Here is a 17,793-nt window from a genome sequence, read left to right as displayed (position 1 = left end):
AGGTCCCTGCATGGGACAACGGTCAACCACAGCTTGGGAGTTCACCGATGACCGCGGGCATCTGGCCGTGGCGCCAGAGCCGCCCACGCGCGTCGTCGCCTACATACAGGCCGGGGCGGGCCTGTGGGATCTCGGGATACGGCCCGTCGGGATCTTCGGCTCGTACCACGACGGGGAGCACCCCGACCGGGCCAAGGCGGGCGCCCTGCCGCTGGACGGCGTGGCGTATCTGGGCGCGGGGGCGGGGCTCGGCCTCGACGACGTGCTCGCGGTGCGGCCCGATCTCGTCGTGGCCCTCACGTACGGCGGCGGACAGGTGTACGGGATCGAGCCCGACACGGCCAAGCATCTGGAGGAGCACGTCCCGGTCGTCGTGATCGACGTGGGCCAGGGGCGCGGCCTGGCCGGGGTGCGGGAGCGGTTCGCGGACCTCGGGCGCTCGCTGGGCGTCGGCGAGGACCCGTCGGCGCTCGCCGGACTGGCGCGGGCGGAGGAGGAGTTGACGCGGATCGCGGCCGAGCGCGCGGGGGTCAGGGTGCTCGCCCTGTCGCCGGGCGGCGCCGACAGCGTGCATCTGGCGCGGCCCGCGAAGTGGCCCGACCTGAGCGCGCTCGGCGGTCTCGGCGTGCGCACGGTGGAACCGCCCGAGGGGCCCGGCGCCAACTGGCACACGGGAACCTGGGGCGACGCGGCCGAACTCGCCCCCGACATCGTCCTGTTGGACGCACGGGCCAACGCGGCACCGGCCGCGGAGTACGTGGGCGACCCGCAGTGGGCCGCCGTCGCCGAGCGGGCCCTGGTGCTGCCGTGGAACCCGGAGATCCCGGCCAGCGCCGCCGCCCACGCGGCGTTCTTCGCCTCGGTGACGGGGGCGCTGCGCGCGCGGGCGTGAGACTCGGCGGCAGGTTCTCGGAGCCTGTCTTTGAACCCCGTCGTTCGCCCGGAGCGCGGGCGCAGCGGAGTCCGGTGCGTGGCCTCGGCGTGCCGGGCTTCGGGCCGGGGGCGGGGGTTCAAAGGCAGGATCTCAGTCGGCGGGCTCGTCCGGGACCGGCTGCTCGGGGTGGACGCCGCCGGAGCGCGGGGCGCCCTTGCGGCCCGACCCCGATTCGTCGGGCTCCGGCATGGTCTCGTCGGGTTCCTCGTCCTCGTCGTGCGACCCGTCCGGCGCGGGCACGTCGAGCGGATCGCCGTCGTGGGCGCCCGCCTGCTGGTCGGGCGGGTCACGGGGGACGGCGGGCGGCTCCTTGCCCGGGGTTTCGGGGCGGATCTCCGGTTCGGGGTGCCTGGTCATGTCGGTGACCCTCCTCAGTGGCCGGGAGGCTTGGCGCGTGCGGACTTCGTCATCGACGAACGGTCTTTGATGACACGGCCCTTGGCCTCTTCGTAGAGCTGGTCGCGGGGCGGGACCCCGGCCCCATGGCGCGACCGCAGCCCGCCGCGCCGGCCGGACGAGATGTCGCGGGTCGAGGTCCGGCCCGCCGGCTTCGCCGCGCCGGACCGTGCGCGCTCCTCGTTCCAGCGGTGGTCGGTGCGTGCGACCGGCGCGCGGCGATCCGCTCGGCACGGCCGGTGCTCTCGCCGCGGTAACAGGGCGCTCTGCTTGTCCTTCTCGTACGGACGCTCACGCTCGGCGTTCGATCCGCTCGGCATCTTCTCGTCTCCCTTCTCACGCGGCCCTGCCCACGGGATGCGGCCGGGGCCGCGGGCTGTGTGGTTCCCGCGACCCCGGCTCCCCTTCGCTCCCCTTCGGCAGCCCGGACCGGCAGGACCGAGCGGCCGGGGCCCGGGTCCCCGTGGCGCGGGAGCCCAAACTCGGCGTTTTCGCGCGCCTGTTGAGGGGCACCCGCGCCGTCATGCCGGTACCAGTGAGGGAAACGGAAATGGAGTGGCTCGAGCGGGCCGCGTGCGTCGGGGAGGACCCTGAGCTGTTCTTCCCGGTCGGCACGACGGGGCCCGCCGTGCACGACGTACGGGCCGCCAAGGCGATCTGCCGACGCTGCCCGGTCATCGCCGCGTGCCTGGAGTGGGCCGTGGCGACCGGGCAGACGACGGGGGTGTGGGGCGGCACGTCGGAGACCGAACGGGCGGGGCTGATGCGGGCCGAGCGGCGACGGGCCCGGCGGGCCGAGGCCCGCTGACCCGGCGGCCCGCCGCGCGGCGACCGCGTCACGTCCGGCCGGGGCCGCCGCTGCCGAAGGCGCCGCTGCCGTTGCGGCTCCACCGGTGGCGGCTCTGGTCGTCGCTGCGCTTGCTGCTCTGGTGCTTGAGCTGGTGCGGGGTCAGCCGGGCGCTGTCGTCGTCCGCCTTCGGCATCTCCTCGGGCTCCCGCACCTCCTGGACCTCGCGAACGGGGCCGCTGTCGGGCAGCTTCGGCTGTTCCTCGGGGGCGGGCGGGCCGGGCTCACGACGGCGGATCCGGATGCCGAGCCATACGGCCCAGATCAGAGCGAGCGCGACGACCAGTCCCCCGGCGAACGAGACGAACGCCGCCGAGACGTCGGGGAGTGCGGTGACGGTGGTGGTGGCGAGTCGGTTCATGGGAGCCGAGTACCCACACCCCGGCGATCACGCCTGTGGCCGGGAGCGCCGCACCGAGCCGAACGCCCACCACACGAGCAGTGTCACCCCGGCCCCGGCCAGCGCCCCTGCGGCGGTGTCGGTCAGCCAGTGGGCGTGCAGCCAGGTACGGCTCCACATCATGGCCACGGTCAGGAGCACGGCGCCGGGCCACCACCGGCGGCGCCGGACCGCCGGAAGCAGCGCGGCCACGAGGATCACGGTCGTCGCCATGGTCGCGGCATGCCCGGACGGGAACGACCCGTGGTCGACCGTCACCAGGGGGTGCGCGGGCCGGGGCCGGTCGACCAGGTGCTTGAGGCCCTGCACCGCGAGCTGCGTGGCGAGTGTCGAGGCGAGGACGAACAGCGCCGCCCGGGGCCGGCGCAGCGCGAACAGGGCCACCGTCGCGGCCAGCGGGACGAGGGCGCCGTAGGGCCCGCCGAACCAGTTCAGCCCCGAGGCCAGCGCGTGCGGGACGCCGTCGTGCGGGCCTCCCATCCAGCGCAGCCAGGTGTCGTCGAGGCCCTGGAAGGGGGGCCGCCGGACGCTGCCGCGCACGAGCGTGCCCAGCAGGACCGGCAGGACCAGGAACAGCACGCCGGACACGAGGAGCCCGGCACGGCGGGGCGGCACGGCATCGGGCGGGGCGGGAGTGCGTGGTCGGGCGGGGGCGAGGGACATGGCACGCCTTTCGCAGAGGCCTGAGGAGACGGAGACGGCGTGATGGTTACACGTGTCACTGAACCGGCGCCAGACCCGACGCGGAAATATCGGTGCCGGGGTACCGGGGGGCGGGGTGGCAGGGCGAGGCCAGCGGTCGCGCTCCCCCTCGCGGGTGTCGCTTCAAGCCCCCGGCCCCGGGCTCACCCAGAGGACTCCCGCGCCTCCACCTGCGCCCGCGCCCGGAAAATCACCCCGGGCACCGCCCCCGGATCCGTGATCGCGCGGTCCACCATCGCCGCCACCTCCCGCGGCTCGGGAAGTTCCGTGCGCACGCTCGTCAGACGTGGCCGCAACAGGCGGGCCAGCAGGAGATCGTCGGCGCCGACCAGCGCCACGTCGCCGGGGATGTCGGCGCCGGCGTCCTGGAGCGCGCGCATCAGGAGCATCGCGTACTCGTCGTTGTACGCGAAGACGCCGTCCAACCGGGCGGCGGCGACGGCCTGTCGGGCCCGGGCCGCCGACTCCTCCGTGCACGCCAGCGGGACCGGTGTCACGCTCGCCCCGGGGAAGGCGCGCGCGGCGGCCCGCGCTCCCGCCAGGCGCGGCCCGCTGAAGGCGGCGAGGCCGTGCTCCTCCGGGACCACGACCCCCAGGGCGCGGCGGCCGGTCGCGAGGAGGTGGGCCGCGGCGACGGCGCCGACCTCCTCCTGGTCGATCGTGATGCCGTAGGCGCCGGGTACCGGGGCGGGGCCGAGGGAGAGCACCGCGCGGGTGCCCGAGCGGTGCAGCAGGGCGACCGACTCCTCGGTGAGCGGGGCGCCGAAGGTGGTGAGGACCGCCGCCGGACGCAGCTCGGCCCAGGCGCGGGCGGTGTCCTGCGGGGGGCGGTCCGCGCGGGCGCCGTGCAGGACGCCCGTGTAGCCGTACTCCTCCAGTGCCGACTGGAAGCGGGCGACGAAGCCCGCGAAGAGCGGGCCGAAGGCCGGAACCTTGTCGGCGGGGACCGCGATCAGGACCAGGGCGCTGCTCCCCGAGCGCAGGGAGCGGGCGGCGGCGTGCGGGACGTAGCCCAGTTCCTGTGCCGCCTTCTTGACCTTGGCCTGGGTGGCGGCGCTGACCTTGCCCGCCGCCTGGCCGTTGAGGACGTAGCTGACCGTCGCGCGGGAGACACCGGCGTGGCGGGCGACCGCGGAACTGGTGGGCGCTGGGGCGTGGGGTGCGCTGTCGTTCATGGCGTTCATGGGTGCTGCGCATCCTTTCACGCGGACAAAATCTCGGCCCGAAGGTCTGGCGCCCAGCGGCACGTCGGTGCTAAGAATCCGTTACACGTGTCAACTTACACGTGTAACCACTCTGTCTCGAGGACACCGGGACACCGGACTCGACGAGTCAAAGAGGAGGGCAACGTGGCCCTTTCCGCTCAGCGCGACCCCCTGGCCGGCGCCACCCCCGGCGCCACCCCTGGCACCGCACCCGGTCCCGGCCCCGGCGCCCCGTCCCGCACCCCCCGCGGCCTGCTGCCGCTGCTCACCCTCGGCAACACCGCCATGTTCACCCTCTACATCGGGGTCGGCGGCGTCCTGCTGCCCTTGCAGATCGAGGACATCGACCGGGCCGACAAGGTCGCCCTGCTGGGCCTCGTCAGCGGTGTGAGCGCCGTGTTCGCCACCCTCTTCAACCCGGTGGCCGGCGCCCTGTCCGACCGCACGGGACGGCGCAACCCCTGGATCCTCGGCGGCGGGCTCGCCGCCGTCGGGGCGATGGCGCTGCTCGGCGGCGTGCACACGGTGCTGCTCGTCGCCATCGCCTGGTGCGTGGGACAGGCCGTCATGAACGTGTTCCAGGCCGCCCTCACCTCCGTCGTCCCCGACCGCGTCCCGCTCGCCGCACGAGGGAAGGCCTCCGCGGCCGTCGGTCTCGGCATGCCGCTGGGTTCGACGCTCGGGGCGGTCATCGGGGCCGCGTTCACCGGCCAACTGCGCACCGGATACCTGGTCCTGGGCCTCTTCGTGGCCGTCGCCGGCGTACTGTTCACGGCCTGTACGCGGGAGGAGAAGCAGCCCGCGCGCGACGTGGTGCCCATGAAGCAGCAGATGGCGGCCTTCATGAGCGCCCTGCGCGATCACGACTTCAAGTGGGCGTTCATCGGGCGGGCGTTGCTCGTCCTCGGCTACTTCTCCGTCTTCGGCTACCAGCTGTACATCCTGGATGATCATGTCTCGCTGCCGAAGGGGATGGAGCCCGCCGATGCCGTCGCGATCCTCACCCCCGTGTCGGCGGTCGCGATGGCCGTCGCCACGCTGGCGGGCGGGGTGCTCTCCGACCGGTTGGACCGGCGCAAGCTGTTCGTCGGTGTCTCGGCGTTCGTCTCCGCCGTCTCGCTGCTCGTGCCCGCGATCTCCCCGACGTGGCCCGCCATGCTCGTCTTCGCCGCGCTCAACGGCCTCGGCTTCGGCTGCTTCATGGCCGTCGACAACGCCCTGGTCACCATGATCCTGCCGAGCGAGGGCGACACCGCCCGCGACCTCGGCGTCCTCAACATGGCGACGGCGGGGCCGCAGATCGTCGCCCCGTTCGTGGCCTCCGTGATCGTGTCCGTCTCCGGCGGCTACACGACCCTGTTCGTCGTCGGCGCGGCCCTGGCCGTGCTCGGCGCGCTCGCCGTGCGCCCCATCCGTGGCGTGCGCTGAGCACCGTGATCGAGAAAGGCATCACCTGATGAAGTTGCACACCCGCGAGTGGGGCAGCGGCGACCGTGTCGCCCTGCTGGTCCACGGGATCATGTCGGACCACCGCACCTGGCGGCGGGTGGGGCCCGCGCTCGCGGAACTCGGGTACCGGGTCGTCGCCGTCGACCTGCGCGGTCACGGGGCGAGCGGGCGCGGTGCGTACAGCGTCGGCGCGTTCGCCGACGACCTGGTGGAGACCCTGCCTGCCGGCGCCGACCTCGCGCTCGGGCACTCGCTCGGCGGACTCGCGCTCTCGCTGGCCGTGGAGCGGCTCGCGCCGCGCCGCGCGGTGTACTCCGATCCGGCCTGGGCGCTCGGCCCGGAGTTCGACCCCGCGGTGTTCATGGAGTTCCGCGGGGCGAGCCGCGAGACGATCGAGAACCTCAACCCGCGCTGGGACGAGGCGGACGTGGACGTCGAGTTGGCGACGCTGGCCGCCTGGGATCCGCGGTCCGCGCTCGCCGTCGCCGGGGAGCAGGCGATCGACCGCACCCCGGCCACGGCCCTCGTGCCGTCCCTGGTGCAGGTCGCCGACCCGAGCTTCCTGGTGTCGGAGGAGAAGAAGGAGGAGCTGGTGCGGCGCGGGTTCGAGGTGCGGACCGTGAAGGGGACGGGACACACGATCCACCGTGACGACTTCGACGGTTTCCTGACGTCCCTCGAGGGCTGGCTGTGAGCGCCCCGACCGCGCTCACGACGAGCGGCGAGGTGCGCGGCGCACGGCTGCGCGGCGGAGTCCAGCGGTACCTGGGAATCCCGTACGCGGCCGATCCCGTCGGCGACGCACGGTTCCGCCCGCCGGCCAGACCCGCGGCGTGGAGCGGCGTGCGGGACTGCCTCGCCGCCTCGCCCGCGCCGCCGCAGGGCCCCGACCCCCTCCTGGAGGAGGTGGTCGGCACGGGCCGGGTGGAGACCGACGAGGCGGGCTGCCTGACCGTCAACGTGTGGGCGCCCAACGGCGGTTCGAACCGCCCGGTGATGGTCTGGGTGCACGGCGGTGCCTACGTGCAGGGCTACGGACACCAGGTGTGGACCGATGGCGCGCGGCTCGCCGAGCGGTACGGAGTCGTGGTCGTGTCCCTCAACTACCGCCTGGGCGCGCTCGGTTGGCTGTACGTGCCCGAGCTGCTCGGCGAGGAGTACGCGGGGTCCGCCAACCTGGGGCTCCAGGACCAGATCGCCGCCCTTGCGTGGGTGCGGGACAACATCGCGCGGTTCGGCGGCGATCCGGGCCGGGTGACCGTGTTCGGGGAGTCCGCGGGCGGCGGCAGTGTCGCGGCGCTGCTCGGCGCACCCGCGGCCCGGCCGCTGATCCACCGGGCGATCCTGCAGAGCCCGCCGCCGCGCGCGGTGCGCTCCGCGGGCGAGGCCGCCGAGGTGGCGCGGGCGTACGCGGCCGTCCTGAAGGAGCGGACCGGCATCGACGACGTTCGGGAGGCGAGCGCACAGCAACTCCTGGACGCTCAGGACGAATTGATGCGCAGCTACGCGGTGCGGTCGATCCCGTTCACCCCGGTCGTGGACGGGGCCGTGCTGCCGCTGCACCCGCTCCAGGCGCTGCGCAACGGCTCGTGCGCCCACATACCCGTGCTCGCGGGAACGAACGAGCACGAGGGCCGGCTGTTCACCGGGCTCGGTCCCGCCGCGACGGACGAGGTCGTCGACGCGGCCCTCGACGCGGCGTTCCCCGACGCGGCGCTCCGCGACCGCGCGCACGCCGTCTACCGTGCGTACGAAGGGAGTTCGGCCACGGCACGGCTCGCCGCGCTGCTCACCGACGATCTGTTCCGCGAGCCCACCGACGCCTTCCTGGACGCGGCCGTCGAGGGCGGCGGGCGCGTGTGGTCGTACCTGTTCCGGGAGCCGACGCCGGCGCTCGGCGGGCAGCTGGGCGCGGCGCACACCCTCGACATCCCGTACGTCTTCGACGTCCTCGACGGCCCCGGCCTGCGCGCCTGGGTCGGTGAGGAGGCGCCGCAGGAGCTCGCGGACGCGATGAGCGGGGCCTGGGTGCACTTCGCGCGCGAGGGATCACCGGCGCACCACCTGCTGCCGGCGTGGCCGCGGTTCACCACGGCCGAGCGGGCGACGCTGCTTCTGGGCGGCGCGGAGGACCGGGTGGGCGAGATCGCGTTTGACCCGTTCGGGGACCGGAGGGCGCTGTGGGGTGAGACCACCTCGCAGCCCACCCCCAACTGACCGTTTCATCCCATTTGCGGCGCTATCGTCACCGCGTGATCAGCTACGTACGCCGTCTCGCACTGACCTGCGCCCTCGGCGCCCTCGCCCTCGGTGCCGCCGCCTGCGGTGGCGGCACCGAGCCCACGCACCCGGGGCGGGCCGGGCGGCCGGCCGCGAGCCCCTCGGCTCAGCGGTCGCCGACCGTGCCGCCCACACTCGCCCCGGGCCCGGCCGGCCTCACCCCCGTGTTCAAGAGCGCCGCGCACGCGAAGGAGCGCACCGTCGCGCTCACCTTCGACGCCGACATGACCGCCGACCAGGGTCCGCGCGCGGCGGCGGGCGAGCACTTCGACAACCCGCGACTCATCGCCACGCTGCGCAGGCTGAAGGTGCCCGCGACCGTCTTCATGACGGGCCGCTGGGCCGAGGAGTACCCGGCCGAGGCCAAGGACATCGGGCACGACCCGCTCTTCGAGGTCGCCAACCACTCGTACAGCCACTACGCCTTCACCGGGGACTGCTACGGACTGCCGCGCGTGCCCGCCGCCGGAATGCGCGCGGACGTGGAGCGGGCGTTCACCGCGTTCCGCAAGGCAGGCGTCGAGCACGTCGTGCCGTACTTCCGCTTCCCGGGCGGCTGCTACGACAAGGAGGCGCTGCGGGCCCTCACCCCGGCCGGGGTCACGGCCGTGCAGTGGGACGTGGTGAGCGGGGACGCCTTCGCGACGGACGCGGGCGCGGTGACGCGGCAGGTGCTCGACGGGGTGCGGGCCGGTTCGGTGGTCGTCATGCACTGCACGCGCAGCGCGGCGCCGACGACGGAGCGCGTGGTGCGCGCGGTCGTGCCCGCCCTGCGCGAGAAGGGCTTCCGCTTCGTGCGCGTCTCGGAGCTCCTCGGCTCCGCCCGGAAGGCGTGACCGTACGGACGCGGAAGGCGTGACCGTGCGGACATGGAAGCCGTGTACGTACGGGCGCGGAAGCCATGAACGTACGCTGGGCGGCATGGCCGACGACTACTGCACCCCGCCCGTGGACCGCCCCGCACCCGCCGCCGAAGGGCCGTTCGCCGAGTGCGTGCTGTGCCGCAGGCCCACCGAGTACCCGGAGTCCACGAAGGGCGTGACGCTGTGCCCGGTCTGCGAGTGGCAGGAGGCACAGCGCACGGCCTGCTCCGGCTGAGCCCGCCCTACCGCCGGGACGACAGGTGGCAGGCGGCGGCCCCGCATGCCGCCGCCAGGAGCGCGGACGCGGCGAGCGGCAGCAGCGGGAGCGGGATCGCGCCCCGCTGCGACCCCTCGATGAGGGCCGTCACCGCCGCGCTCGCCGGGGATCCCGGGACGACCAGGGCGAGCAGCGCGCACAGCAGCAGCGCGGCGATGCCGAGCCCGGGGGCGCGCAGGACCGGCCAGGTGGTGACGGCGCCCACGGCGGCGCCGACGAGCGCGCAGACCAGCATCGCGAGCAGGCCCGCGCCCGCCGCGGGCACCACCGCCACCTTCAGCTCGTGGTTCGTGCTCGCACCGTCGCTGATGAGCGCGACGACGACGGTCGCCACCGCGCCGAGCACCGCCGTCGCGAGGAACCCGGTGACGAGGCTCGCCAGGTGCGCGCGCCACGGAGCGGTCGCCGCGGCGGTGCAACCGCGGGCGGCGGGCGGCTCGTTGGAGACACAGATCCGTACGAGCCAGGCGCCGACGGGCAGCAGGGACGCGGCGGCGTAGCCGAGCGAGTCGAGCACCGGCTGGCCGCCCTGGACGCCGATCGCGACGAACGCGGCGTACAGCACGACGGGGGCGAGCCAGCGCTGCGAGCGCAGCAGCAGGGCCGACTGGTAGGCGAGGAGTGCGGTGGTCATCGGGGCTCCGTGGGGGCGGTCGCGGGCTCGGCCCTCAGGGCGACGACGTGCCAGGGCGGCCGCGCGTCCAGCAGCGCCCGCAGCACGGCGTCGGAGTGCGAGGCGGGTGCGGTGATCCGTACCGTACGGGCGTCCAGGCGGGTCAGGGTGTGCGGGTGGGGCAGTCCGTCGGGGTCGCTGCCGTGACCGGTCACCTCGACGACGACGCGCGGCCCGTCGGCGAAGGCCACGTCCTCAACCTCCTTCTGGGCACGAAGAGTTGATCCCTCGATGACATATGTGGCGTCGGCCGCGCCCGCGAGGCGGCGCGGGTCGTGGTCGACGAAGACGACGGCGCCGCCGGCCGCCGTGCGCTCGGCGACGGCGCGGTCGAGCTCGTCGCGGGCGGCGTCGAGGCCGGTCCACGCCTCGTCGAGGACGAGCAACTCCGGTGCGGCGAGCAGCGCTTGGGCCACCGCGACCTTCTGACTGCTGCCCTTGGACAGCTCGGCGAGCGGCGTGTGCGCGTAGCCGCCGGCACCGAACCGTTCGAGCCACTCCCCCGCCCGCCGCGCGGCGTCCTTGCGTACGAGTCCGTGGACGCGGCCCAGATGGGTCAGGTAGCCGAGCGCGGTGAACGGGAGGGCGGCCGGGAAGCGTTCGGGCACGTACGCGGTGCGCGGGCGGCCGGTGATCCGGCCCGCGCTGGGGGCGTCGATCCCGGCGACGAGCCGCAGGAGCGTCGACTTCCCGGTCCCGTTCGTGCCCTGCACCCGCACGAGGGTGCCGGGAAGCACGTCCAGGTCGACGCCGCGCAGCACCCAGGGGCCGCCGAGTCCGTAGCGGCGGCCGACCGCGCGCAGGGCCAGGCGGGGCGGGGGCGGATCGGTGTGCATGCCGTCATCGTCGCGTACGGCGCGGCCGTACGGGACAGGGGGTGACCGGCGGGCGGGGGCCGCGCCGGGCGTCCTGGCAGACTGGAGGGCGTGACCAGCGACGACACCACCACCACGCCGGCGGCCCCGGCCTCCGACAGCCCGTTCCGCGACGAGCGCACCGCACGCGACGAGGCACCGCAGTTCGTGCTGCCGCTCGTCGTGCGCATCGAGCGCGCCGAGCCCCCGGCCCGTACGGACGCCCTGGAGACGGCGGCGCGCGCCGTGCTGGTGATCCTGTCCGACGAGCGCTCGCTCGGCGACGGGGAATGGGCGCAGGTCATGCGCGACTGGCAGGACGCCCGGATCCGCAAGGTGGTGCGGCGGGCCAGGGGCGCGGAGTGGCGGCGCGCGGAGGCGCTCGACGGGATCACGGTCACCGGCAGCGGCGGCGCCGAGGTGCGGGTCTTCCCGCCGGTCCCGCTCGACGGCTGGCCGAAGGACCTGGCCCGGCTCCAGGTCTCCGGCACGGACCTCACCGACCCCGAGCCGCCGGCCGCGCCCGACCCGGCGGCCCCCGTCCTCTGGCTCAACCCGGACCTCGACATGACCGCGGGCAAGGCGATGGCGCAGGCCGGGCACGGGGCGCAGCTGGCCTGGTGGGAGCTGTCCGACGCGGAGCGCAAGGAGTGGCGCGAGGCGGGCTTCCCGCTGTCGGTACGGACGGCCGGCCGGGCCCGCTGGGAGCCGCTGACCCGCGCCGGCCTTCCGGTCGTGCGGGACGCGGGCTTCACGGAGATCGCGCCGGGCTCGTGCACGGTGGTGGCCGAAGGGCCGTCGGCGGGCGGCCTGTTGGCGGGGCTCGGCCGCGCGTGAGGCCGCTCGCCGCCGCGGCCGGGAGTCGGGCAACGCGTCCGGTTCGCACCCTGGCGGCCCGGCGTGCGGAGCTCTAGCATCGAAGGAGCCGAGCTCTTCACACTCGGATGGGTCGACTCCGTCGCCCTGTCACCTATCGCCCCCGAGACCCCGGGCCCGCACCACCGCAGCACCCACAGCGGCCGGGGGCGTCTTCGCCGACGAACGACCCCGGCCCCGCGTCCTCCTGGCCCGTCGGGGCGAACTCCCGCACGCCCCCTGGCCGGTGGGGACGGAGAGCGCGCGAACACACGCCGGGGGAGACGTGTGATCCCGCGCTCGCGGGCCGCCGCCGATGCCGGCTCAGCCGCCGGCGGCGGCCGCTCCCCCGGCCGTCCGTGCCGCATCATGTCCGTATGACGCAGGCAGGCGGTGCGGTGGACGGCAGGGTCGCGCGCGGGAACGAGACCCGGCGGCTGGTTCTGGCGAGGACGGTGGACCTGGCCTCGGTGGAGGGGCTCGAAGCCCTGTCGCTCGGCCGGATCGCCACGGAACTGAAGCTCAGCAAGAGCGGCGTCTTCGCCCTGTTCGGCTCCAAGGAGGAGTTGCAGCTCGCGACCGTCCGCGCGGCCGCCCGCGTCTACCAGGACAAGGTCGTCCGCCCCGCCCTGACCACCCCGCCCGGCACCGGCCGCCTCTGGGCGCTGTGCGAGAGCTGGCTGGAGTACTCGCGGCTGCGCGTCTTCCCCGGCGGTTGCTTCTTCTACGGGGTGCTCGCCGAGTACGACGCCCGCGAGGGCGCCGTGCACGACGCGCTGGCCGGGGCACAGCGCGCCTGGGTCGAGCTGGTGGAGCGGTGCGCGGCCGAGGCGCGGGACCTGGGCGAGCTGCGCCCGGACACCGAAGTGCCGCAGCTGGCCTTCGAGTTGATCGCCCTGATGGAGATGGCCAACGCCCACTCCGTGATGCACGGCGACCCCGCCGTCTACCGGCGCGCCCGCGTGGGCATCGCGACGCGGCTCGCCGCGCTGGTCACCGATCCGGGGCTCGCGCCGGAAGTCGGTTGAGCCGCGGCCTTCCGTAGGGGAGGGTCTGCGGTCATGGAGTTCTTCTGCTACCACCGCGACCGGCCCGGCTCCCTCCCGCTACGCGACCGGCTCATCGAGGCGCACTGGTCCTACATGGACGGCTACGACAAGGAGTTGATCGCGCGCGGCCCGACGTTCGCCGCCGACGGCGAGACGCCGACCGGCAGTGTGCACATCGTCGACCTGCCGTCCGCGGCCGCGGCCCGCGCGTTCGCCTTCGACGAGCCCGGCTATCAGGCGGGCGCGTACCGGGACGTGCTGCTGCGCCGCTGGCGCAATCTGCTGGGCCGCACCATGTGGGAGTTCCCCGGCGGCCGCAGCGGCGGCGACCGCTTCCTGGTGCTCGGCCTCGGCCCGGAGCGCCCCGGCGACGCACTCGCCGTACCGGCCGCGCACCGTGACGAGTTGATCGCGTTCGGGCCGCTGCTCTCCGACGACGGGACGGTGCGCCTCGGTACGGCGGCGCTGGTCCGGGCCGCTGACGCGGACGCGGCGCGGGCGGTGCTCGGTGACCTGGAGCGGTACGCGGCGATCGAGGTGCACGACTGGGAGTTCGGCGGGCGGCGCTGAGCGGACGGACGGGCGGGCGGGCCGGTTGAGCGGGTGGCCCGCCCGTCTCTTTGCCGAAGTTCCGGTCTCTTTGCCGAAGTTCCCGTCTCTTGTCGAAGTTCCGTCTCTTTGTCGAAGTTCCAGCACGACCGTTCGTTTAGTTTTATCGTGGGGACATGACAGCAACCATCCTGCGGGCCCGCTGGCAGCGAGGCCCCGCCTGTGAACCGGGCGACTCCCCGGTCTGGATCAGCGTCACGGAGTTCACCGCGGACGGGCACCGGCGCGCGCTCGGCGTCGCCCTCAACGGGCTGCGCCTGCGCCGCCGTTGGCCCGTCACCGACGGCGCCGTCGGCATGTGGCTGTGGGCCGATCCGCCGCGCCGCCGCTCGGGCGCCGTCTCGGTGTGGTCCGGCGGGCGCGCGCTCACCGGGTTCGTCCGCCGTCCCGACCACGCCCGGATCGCCGGGGAGTTCCGCCCCCACGGCACGATGCGCTCCACCCTCTGGTCCCAGCCGCGCTTCGACGCGGCGGCCGCGTGGGAGACCGCCCGCGAACTGCTCGTCGGGACGGCACCCTGGCCCGCGCAGGAGCCCCGATGACCGAACCCACCAGGTCCACCGAACCCACCGAACCCACCGACCCCACCGGCCTGAGCGCCCTCGTCGCGCTGGACCGGATCGCCGTCGAGGAGGCCGTACGCCTCGTCGGGCTCGTCGGCGCGGACGACTGGGGCCGAGACACCCCGTGCGCGGGCTGGTCCATCCGCCGGCTCGTCGCCCACATGACCGCTCAGCACCGCGGGTTCGCCGCCGCCGCGCGGGGCCGTGGCGAGGACCCCGAGGCGTGGCGGGAGGCGGAAGCGGGGGCCGCCGCGCATCGGGACGCCGCCCTCGACGTACTCGCCGCGTTCGCCGAACCGGCCCTCGCCAAGCGGGAGTTCACGCTGCCGGAGCTGCGCCCCGGGCCGGGCCCGGGCGGTGGCTGGCCCGCGCGGATCGCCGTGGGGTTCCATCTCGTGGACTACGCCGTCCACGCCTGGGACGTCGCGGCGGCCCTCGGTGCCCCGGTCGAACTTCCCGAGCCGGTCGCCGCCGCCGCTCTGAAGGTCGCCCTGCGGGTGCCGACGGGGGCGGACGCGCGGGGCCCTGGCGCGGCGTTCGCACCGTCGGCCGCCGTGCCGCCGGACGCCTCGGCCCTCGACCGGACGCTGGCCGTACTGGGCCGCGACCCGCGCCGATGGCCCGCCGGGAAACCTCAAACAAAGCTCTGAACGTCCCCCTTCAAGGGTTCGACCGGTCCCGCCGGGGCCAGAACCCCTGCACGGCGAAGGAGGGGGACGGACATGCGGGGACACACGGAGAACGGGGCGCGCCTGGGCACCGGCATCGGCTGGCGGCCCGAGATCGCCGACGTCGTCGAGGCCATGCCGGGCATCGACTGGGTCGAGGCCGTCGCCGAGAACCTCTGCCCCGGGCATCTGCCCGACTCCCTGCTGCGGCTGCGCGAGCGCGGCGTCACCGTCGTGCCGCACGGCGTCTCGCTCGGCCTCGGCGGCGCCGACCGGCCCGACGAGCAGCGCCTCGCGGACCTCGCGGCGCGCGCGGAGGCGCTGGGGTCGCCGCTGGTCACGGAGCACATCGCGTTCGTACGGGCGGGCGGCGAGCGCACCGCGACGCAGCCCCTCGAAGCGGGGCACCTGCTGCCCGTGCCGCGCACCCGCGACGCGCTCGACGTTCTGTGCGCGAACATCCGCATCGCCCAGGAGGCTCTGCCGGTGCCGCTGGCCGTGGAGAACATCGCGGCACTGTTCGGCTGGCCCGGCGAGGAGATGTCCGAGGGGCAGTTCCTGTACGAGCTGGTGGAGCGCACCGGCGTACGGCTGCTCATCGACGTGGCGAACCTGCACACCAACCACGTCAACCGTGGCGAGGACCCGGCCAAGGCACTGGACGAGCTCCCGGTCGAGGCCATCGCGTACGTGCATGTGGCGGGCGGCTTCGAGCGGGACGGGGTGTGGCACGACAGCCACGCACATCCGGTGCCGCGCCCGGTCCTGGACATCCTGGCCGACCTGGCGTCACGGGTGACGCCGCCGGGTGTCCTGCTTGAGCGGGACGAGAACTTCCCCGAGGACGCGCGCGAGTTGGGGCGCGAGGTCGCCACCATCCGGGAGACCGTGGCCGCGGCGAGCCCGCCGCCTCGCTCCTCCCGTCCCGCACCAGCTCCCGTACACGATGCGGATGTTCAGGACGCGGTACGCGGACGTGTCGCGCTCGCCCAGGCATCCCTGCTCTCCTCGCTGGTCGCCGGCACCCCGGCCCCCGAGGGCTTCGACCGCGCCCGGCTCGCCGTGCAGAGCCGGGCCCTGGCGGGCAAGCGGGCCGACGTCGTCGCGAAGGTGGCGCCCGAACTCCCCGCCGCCCTGGGCGCGTCGGCGTACCGCACGGCGTTCCTCGCGTACGCCCAGCGGCGCCCCATGACGGGCGGCTACCGGCGCGACGCGCTCGACTTCGCCGAGGACCTGCTCCTGGGGCAGCGCGTCCAAGAGCCGGGAAAGCGGCGGGAGTTGACGCGGTGGTGGCTGGAGCGGTCCGGTCCGGCGTCCCTGTCGGGGCGGCCGGTGGCCCGTGCGCTGCGGGCCGCGCGGTTCGCGCTGGGCCGGGGGTGACGGGCCGTGGGCACCTGGGGGGTGCTCCTGTACGCCGTACTCGCCGCCGGAGGCCTGCCGCTGCTGATCGCGTTCGCCTGGCAGTACGGGAACGCCGACCCCGAGGCTGCCCCACTACCGGTCGAGGACGTACTGGAGGCCGCACGGCTCGTCGGCGGACACCGGCAGGTCACGGTCACGGCCCTCGCGGCGATGCACGCGGCGGGGCTGATCAGGGTCGACGCGTCGGGCGCACTGGCGGCGGTCCCCGGAGCAGTCGCCCGCACCCGGATGGAGCGGTCCGTCCTCGACGCCTGCGCGACGGCTCCGCACGGTGAACTCCGGCCGCTGCTGCGGTCGGTGGACCGGAGCAGCGCCCAGCGCCGCCTCGGCGAACGACTCGCCCGGCGCGGGCTGATCCTTTCGCGGCGGGGCGGACGGTGGCTGTGGGTCTCGGCAACGGCCTACGGCGTGCTCGCCGTGCTCGTCGAGATGGCGTCGTACCCACTGATGCTGCTGGTCGATGACGCCACGGACGTGACCGGGAGCGACTGGCTGCCGATGTGGATGCTGCCGGGCGTCATGGTCGCCCTCCTGGTCTCCCTCGTCGTCGGCATTCGCGCGAGCGGCCCCGCGCTCACCTCCGCCGGACGCCGCGCGATCACCGCCTACCGTGCCGAAGCCCGCCACGCGGACGCCACGGGACCGGCGCTCGCGGTGGCGCTGCACGGCCCGTCCCGCATCCCCGACCCGGTGCTCGCGGCGATGCTGACCCCGCGCCCCTCCGCGCCGACGTCCCCCACCGTCTATCAGCCGCCTCCCCCGCCGTCGACGTACTGACCCCAGCGGGGCGCGCGGCCCGCACAACCCCCGCGCCCCGTACGGTGGTTGGCGTAGTCGGGGCTGATGCCTGGCACCCCGTGCCCGAGGCGCACTAGCGTGCGGTGCCGCAACAGGAGGCACCATGCGAGGACACTTACCCCACCGCGTCAACGGGACGGCGCTCATCGTCACCGGTCTGCTGGCGACCCTGGCCGCGCTGGTCTTCCCGATCTGGTCGTACGCGGACCGCTCGGGCACCGGCCTGGACACGCTGAACGCCCAGACCGTGTCGACCAGATTCGGCCCGCTGTCGGCCACCGACCGGATCTTCATCACGAAGGTGCGGCTCGCCGGGCTGTGGGAGCTGCCCGCGGGACAGCAGGCCGAGGAACGGGCGCCGAGCAAGGCGGTGGAGACGGCGGGCAGGCATCTCGTCGAGGGGCACACCTTCCTCGACGCCCGGGTGCGGGAGGTCGCGGCGCAGCTGAACCTGGAGCTTCCCAACCAGCCGAACGATCAACAGCAGGGGTGGCTGCGGGAGTTGACGGCGACTCAGGGGCAGGACTACGAGCGGAAGTTCGCGAACGTGCTGCGCCGGGCGCACGGCCAGGTCTTCTCCCTGGTGGCCCAGGTCCGCGCGTCGACCCGCAACTCCCTGGTCCGGGACCTCGCGGACGACGCGAACACCACCGTGCTCGACCACATCGAGGTCCTGGAGGCCACGGGCCTGGTCGACTTCGACCAGCTCGCCCGGGACGGCGCCACCGCGAGCCCGCCGCCGGCGACCCGCTCCCCCGCCCCGCCCGGACCGACGCCCTCCCCCGCCGACCCGACACCGGTGACACCGTCGCCGACGACCTCGTACCCGCTGCCGCCGGCCGCGTCCCGCCCCAAGGAGCAGGACGACGAGAAGCGCGGACCGAAGGGAAAGGGCCCGCGGAACCCCGAGCGGAATGCAACACACCGCTGACGCCCTGTCCGCATACTG

The 17,793-nt window shown here is 74.7% G+C and carries 22 protein-coding genes; 15 read left to right on the top strand and 7 right to left on the bottom strand.

Features of this window, described 5'->3' with window-relative positions:
* Positions 1-10 precede the first annotated feature (10 nt).
* A complete protein-coding gene (locus AB0L37_RS30580) occupies positions 11-892 on the top strand; it encodes an ABC transporter substrate-binding protein (RefSeq protein WP_365512526.1) in 882 nt (293 codons plus the stop codon).
* 132 nt (positions 893-1,024) lie between these two features.
* Here AB0L37_RS30580 and AB0L37_RS30575 read toward each other — a convergent pair whose 3' ends face one another.
* Together AB0L37_RS30575 and AB0L37_RS30570 are read right to left on the bottom strand one after the other, a co-directional pair.
* A complete protein-coding gene (locus AB0L37_RS30575; protein ID WP_365512524.1) occupies positions 1,025-1,291 on the bottom strand; it encodes a hypothetical protein in 267 nt (88 codons plus the stop codon).
* Positions 1,292-1,305: 14 nt separating this feature from the next.
* The gene (locus AB0L37_RS30570) at positions 1,306-1,650 is read right to left on the bottom strand and encodes a plasmid stabilization protein (RefSeq protein ID WP_365512521.1); all 345 of its coding nucleotides are present in this window, start codon (positions 1,648-1,650) and stop codon (positions 1,306-1,308) included.
* Between the two features lie 230 nt (positions 1,651-1,880).
* Between AB0L37_RS30570 and AB0L37_RS30565 the strand changes: the two genes are divergently transcribed.
* Positions 1,881-2,138, top strand: coding sequence for a WhiB family transcriptional regulator (locus AB0L37_RS30565; RefSeq protein WP_365512518.1), 258 nt, complete (start codon positions 1,881-1,883; stop codon positions 2,136-2,138).
* Positions 2,139-2,166: 28 nt separating this feature from the next.
* On the opposite strand, the gene AB0L37_RS30560 is transcribed toward AB0L37_RS30565, so the two are convergent.
* The 3 genes from AB0L37_RS30560 to AB0L37_RS30550 all read right to left on the bottom strand — a co-directional run bounded on the left by AB0L37_RS30560 (position 2,167) and on the right by AB0L37_RS30550 (position 4,463).
* Positions 2,167-2,538: a DUF6479 family protein gene (locus tag AB0L37_RS30560; RefSeq protein ID WP_365512515.1), complete on the bottom strand. Its 372-nt coding sequence runs from the start codon at positions 2,536-2,538 to the stop codon at positions 2,167-2,169.
* A 27-nt stretch (positions 2,539-2,565) separates the two neighbouring features.
* On the bottom strand, positions 2,566-3,240 hold the full coding sequence (locus AB0L37_RS30555) for a phosphatase PAP2 family protein (RefSeq protein WP_365512513.1): 675 nt from the start codon (positions 3,238-3,240) through the stop codon (positions 2,566-2,568).
* Positions 3,241-3,422: 182 nt separating this feature from the next.
* Positions 3,423-4,463: a LacI family DNA-binding transcriptional regulator gene (locus AB0L37_RS30550; protein ID WP_365512510.1), complete on the bottom strand. Its 1,041-nt coding sequence runs from the start codon at positions 4,461-4,463 to the stop codon at positions 3,423-3,425.
* A 165-nt stretch (positions 4,464-4,628) separates the two neighbouring features.
* On the opposite strand from AB0L37_RS30550, the gene AB0L37_RS30545 reads away from it, so the two are divergent.
* From AB0L37_RS30545 to AB0L37_RS30525, 5 genes are all read left to right on the top strand, one after another.
* Positions 4,629-5,912 (top strand): MFS transporter, encoded by a 1,284-nt coding sequence (locus tag AB0L37_RS30545; protein WP_365512507.1) that lies wholly within the window; start codon positions 4,629-4,631, stop codon positions 5,910-5,912.
* Between the two features lie 28 nt (positions 5,913-5,940).
* Positions 5,941-6,627 (top strand): alpha/beta hydrolase, encoded by a 687-nt coding sequence (locus AB0L37_RS30540; protein ID WP_365512504.1) that lies wholly within the window; start codon positions 5,941-5,943, stop codon positions 6,625-6,627.
* Positions 6,624-8,150 carry a carboxylesterase/lipase family protein gene (locus AB0L37_RS30535; protein ID WP_365512501.1) on the top strand — a complete coding sequence of 509 codons (1,527 nt, stop codon included), beginning with the start codon at positions 6,624-6,626 and terminating at the stop codon, positions 8,148-8,150. Before AB0L37_RS30540 ends, AB0L37_RS30535 begins: the two co-directional genes overlap by 4 nt.
* A 35-nt stretch (positions 8,151-8,185) precedes the next feature.
* Positions 8,186-9,049 carry a polysaccharide deacetylase family protein gene (locus tag AB0L37_RS30530; protein WP_365512498.1) on the top strand — a complete coding sequence of 288 codons (864 nt, stop codon included), beginning with the start codon at positions 8,186-8,188 and terminating at the stop codon, positions 9,047-9,049.
* Between the two features lie 85 nt (positions 9,050-9,134).
* On the top strand, positions 9,135-9,311 hold the full coding sequence (locus AB0L37_RS30525; protein WP_365512495.1) for a hypothetical protein: 177 nt from the start codon (positions 9,135-9,137) through the stop codon (positions 9,309-9,311).
* Positions 9,312-9,318: 7 nt separating this feature from the next.
* Here the strand turns inward: AB0L37_RS30525 and AB0L37_RS30520 are convergent, their stop codons facing one another.
* Together AB0L37_RS30520 and AB0L37_RS30515 are read right to left on the bottom strand one after the other, a co-directional pair.
* On the bottom strand, positions 9,319-9,987 hold the full coding sequence (locus tag AB0L37_RS30520) for an ABC transporter (protein ID WP_365512492.1): 669 nt from the start codon (positions 9,985-9,987) through the stop codon (positions 9,319-9,321).
* Positions 9,984-10,862, bottom strand: a complete 879-nt coding sequence (locus AB0L37_RS30515) for an ATP-binding cassette domain-containing protein (protein WP_365512489.1) — start codon at positions 10,860-10,862, stop codon at positions 9,984-9,986. Before AB0L37_RS30515 ends, AB0L37_RS30520 begins: the two co-directional genes overlap by 4 nt.
* A 90-nt stretch (positions 10,863-10,952) precedes the next feature.
* Here AB0L37_RS30515 and AB0L37_RS30510 point away from each other — a divergent pair, with 90 nt between their 5' ends.
* From AB0L37_RS30510 to AB0L37_RS30475, 8 genes are all read left to right on the top strand, one after another.
* The gene (locus AB0L37_RS30510) at positions 10,953-11,717 is read left to right on the top strand and encodes an aminoacyl-tRNA hydrolase (protein WP_365512486.1); all 765 of its coding nucleotides are present in this window, start codon (positions 10,953-10,955) and stop codon (positions 11,715-11,717) included.
* A gap of 395 nt (positions 11,718-12,112) precedes the next feature.
* Positions 12,113-12,763 carry a TetR/AcrR family transcriptional regulator gene (locus tag AB0L37_RS30505; protein ID WP_365512483.1) on the top strand — a complete coding sequence of 217 codons (651 nt, stop codon included), beginning with the start codon at positions 12,113-12,115 and terminating at the stop codon, positions 12,761-12,763.
* A 33-nt stretch (positions 12,764-12,796) separates the two neighbouring features.
* Complete coding sequence (locus AB0L37_RS30500; protein WP_365512480.1) at positions 12,797-13,354, top strand: YciI family protein; 558 nt, start codon at positions 12,797-12,799, stop codon at positions 13,352-13,354.
* 155 nt (positions 13,355-13,509) lie between these two features.
* Positions 13,510-13,935 (top strand): hypothetical protein, encoded by a 426-nt coding sequence (locus AB0L37_RS30495; RefSeq protein WP_365512477.1) that lies wholly within the window; start codon positions 13,510-13,512, stop codon positions 13,933-13,935.
* Positions 13,932-14,606, top strand: a complete 675-nt coding sequence (locus tag AB0L37_RS30490; RefSeq protein WP_365512474.1) for a TIGR03086 family metal-binding protein — start codon at positions 13,932-13,934, stop codon at positions 14,604-14,606. Before AB0L37_RS30495 ends, AB0L37_RS30490 begins: the two co-directional genes overlap by 4 nt.
* A gap of 72 nt (positions 14,607-14,678) precedes the next feature.
* Positions 14,679-16,004, top strand: coding sequence for a DUF692 domain-containing protein (locus tag AB0L37_RS30485; protein WP_365512471.1), 1,326 nt, complete (start codon positions 14,679-14,681; stop codon positions 16,002-16,004).
* Positions 16,005-16,010: 6 nt separating this feature from the next.
* Positions 16,011-16,823 carry a TIGR04222 domain-containing membrane protein gene (locus tag AB0L37_RS30480; protein ID WP_365512468.1) on the top strand — a complete coding sequence of 271 codons (813 nt, stop codon included), beginning with the start codon at positions 16,011-16,013 and terminating at the stop codon, positions 16,821-16,823.
* Between the two features lie 124 nt (positions 16,824-16,947).
* The gene (locus AB0L37_RS30475) at positions 16,948-17,775 is read left to right on the top strand and encodes a DUF4142 domain-containing protein (RefSeq protein WP_365512465.1); all 828 of its coding nucleotides are present in this window, start codon (positions 16,948-16,950) and stop codon (positions 17,773-17,775) included.
* Positions 17,776-17,793 lie beyond the last annotated feature (18 nt).

The organism is Streptomyces sp. NPDC052225, assembly GCF_040679615.1.
Classification (GTDB): Bacteria; Actinomycetota; Actinomycetes; order Streptomycetales; family Streptomycetaceae; genus Streptomyces.
The sequence above is the reverse complement of the archived record's forward strand: the minus strand, read 5'-3'. Positions and strand labels throughout refer to the sequence as shown.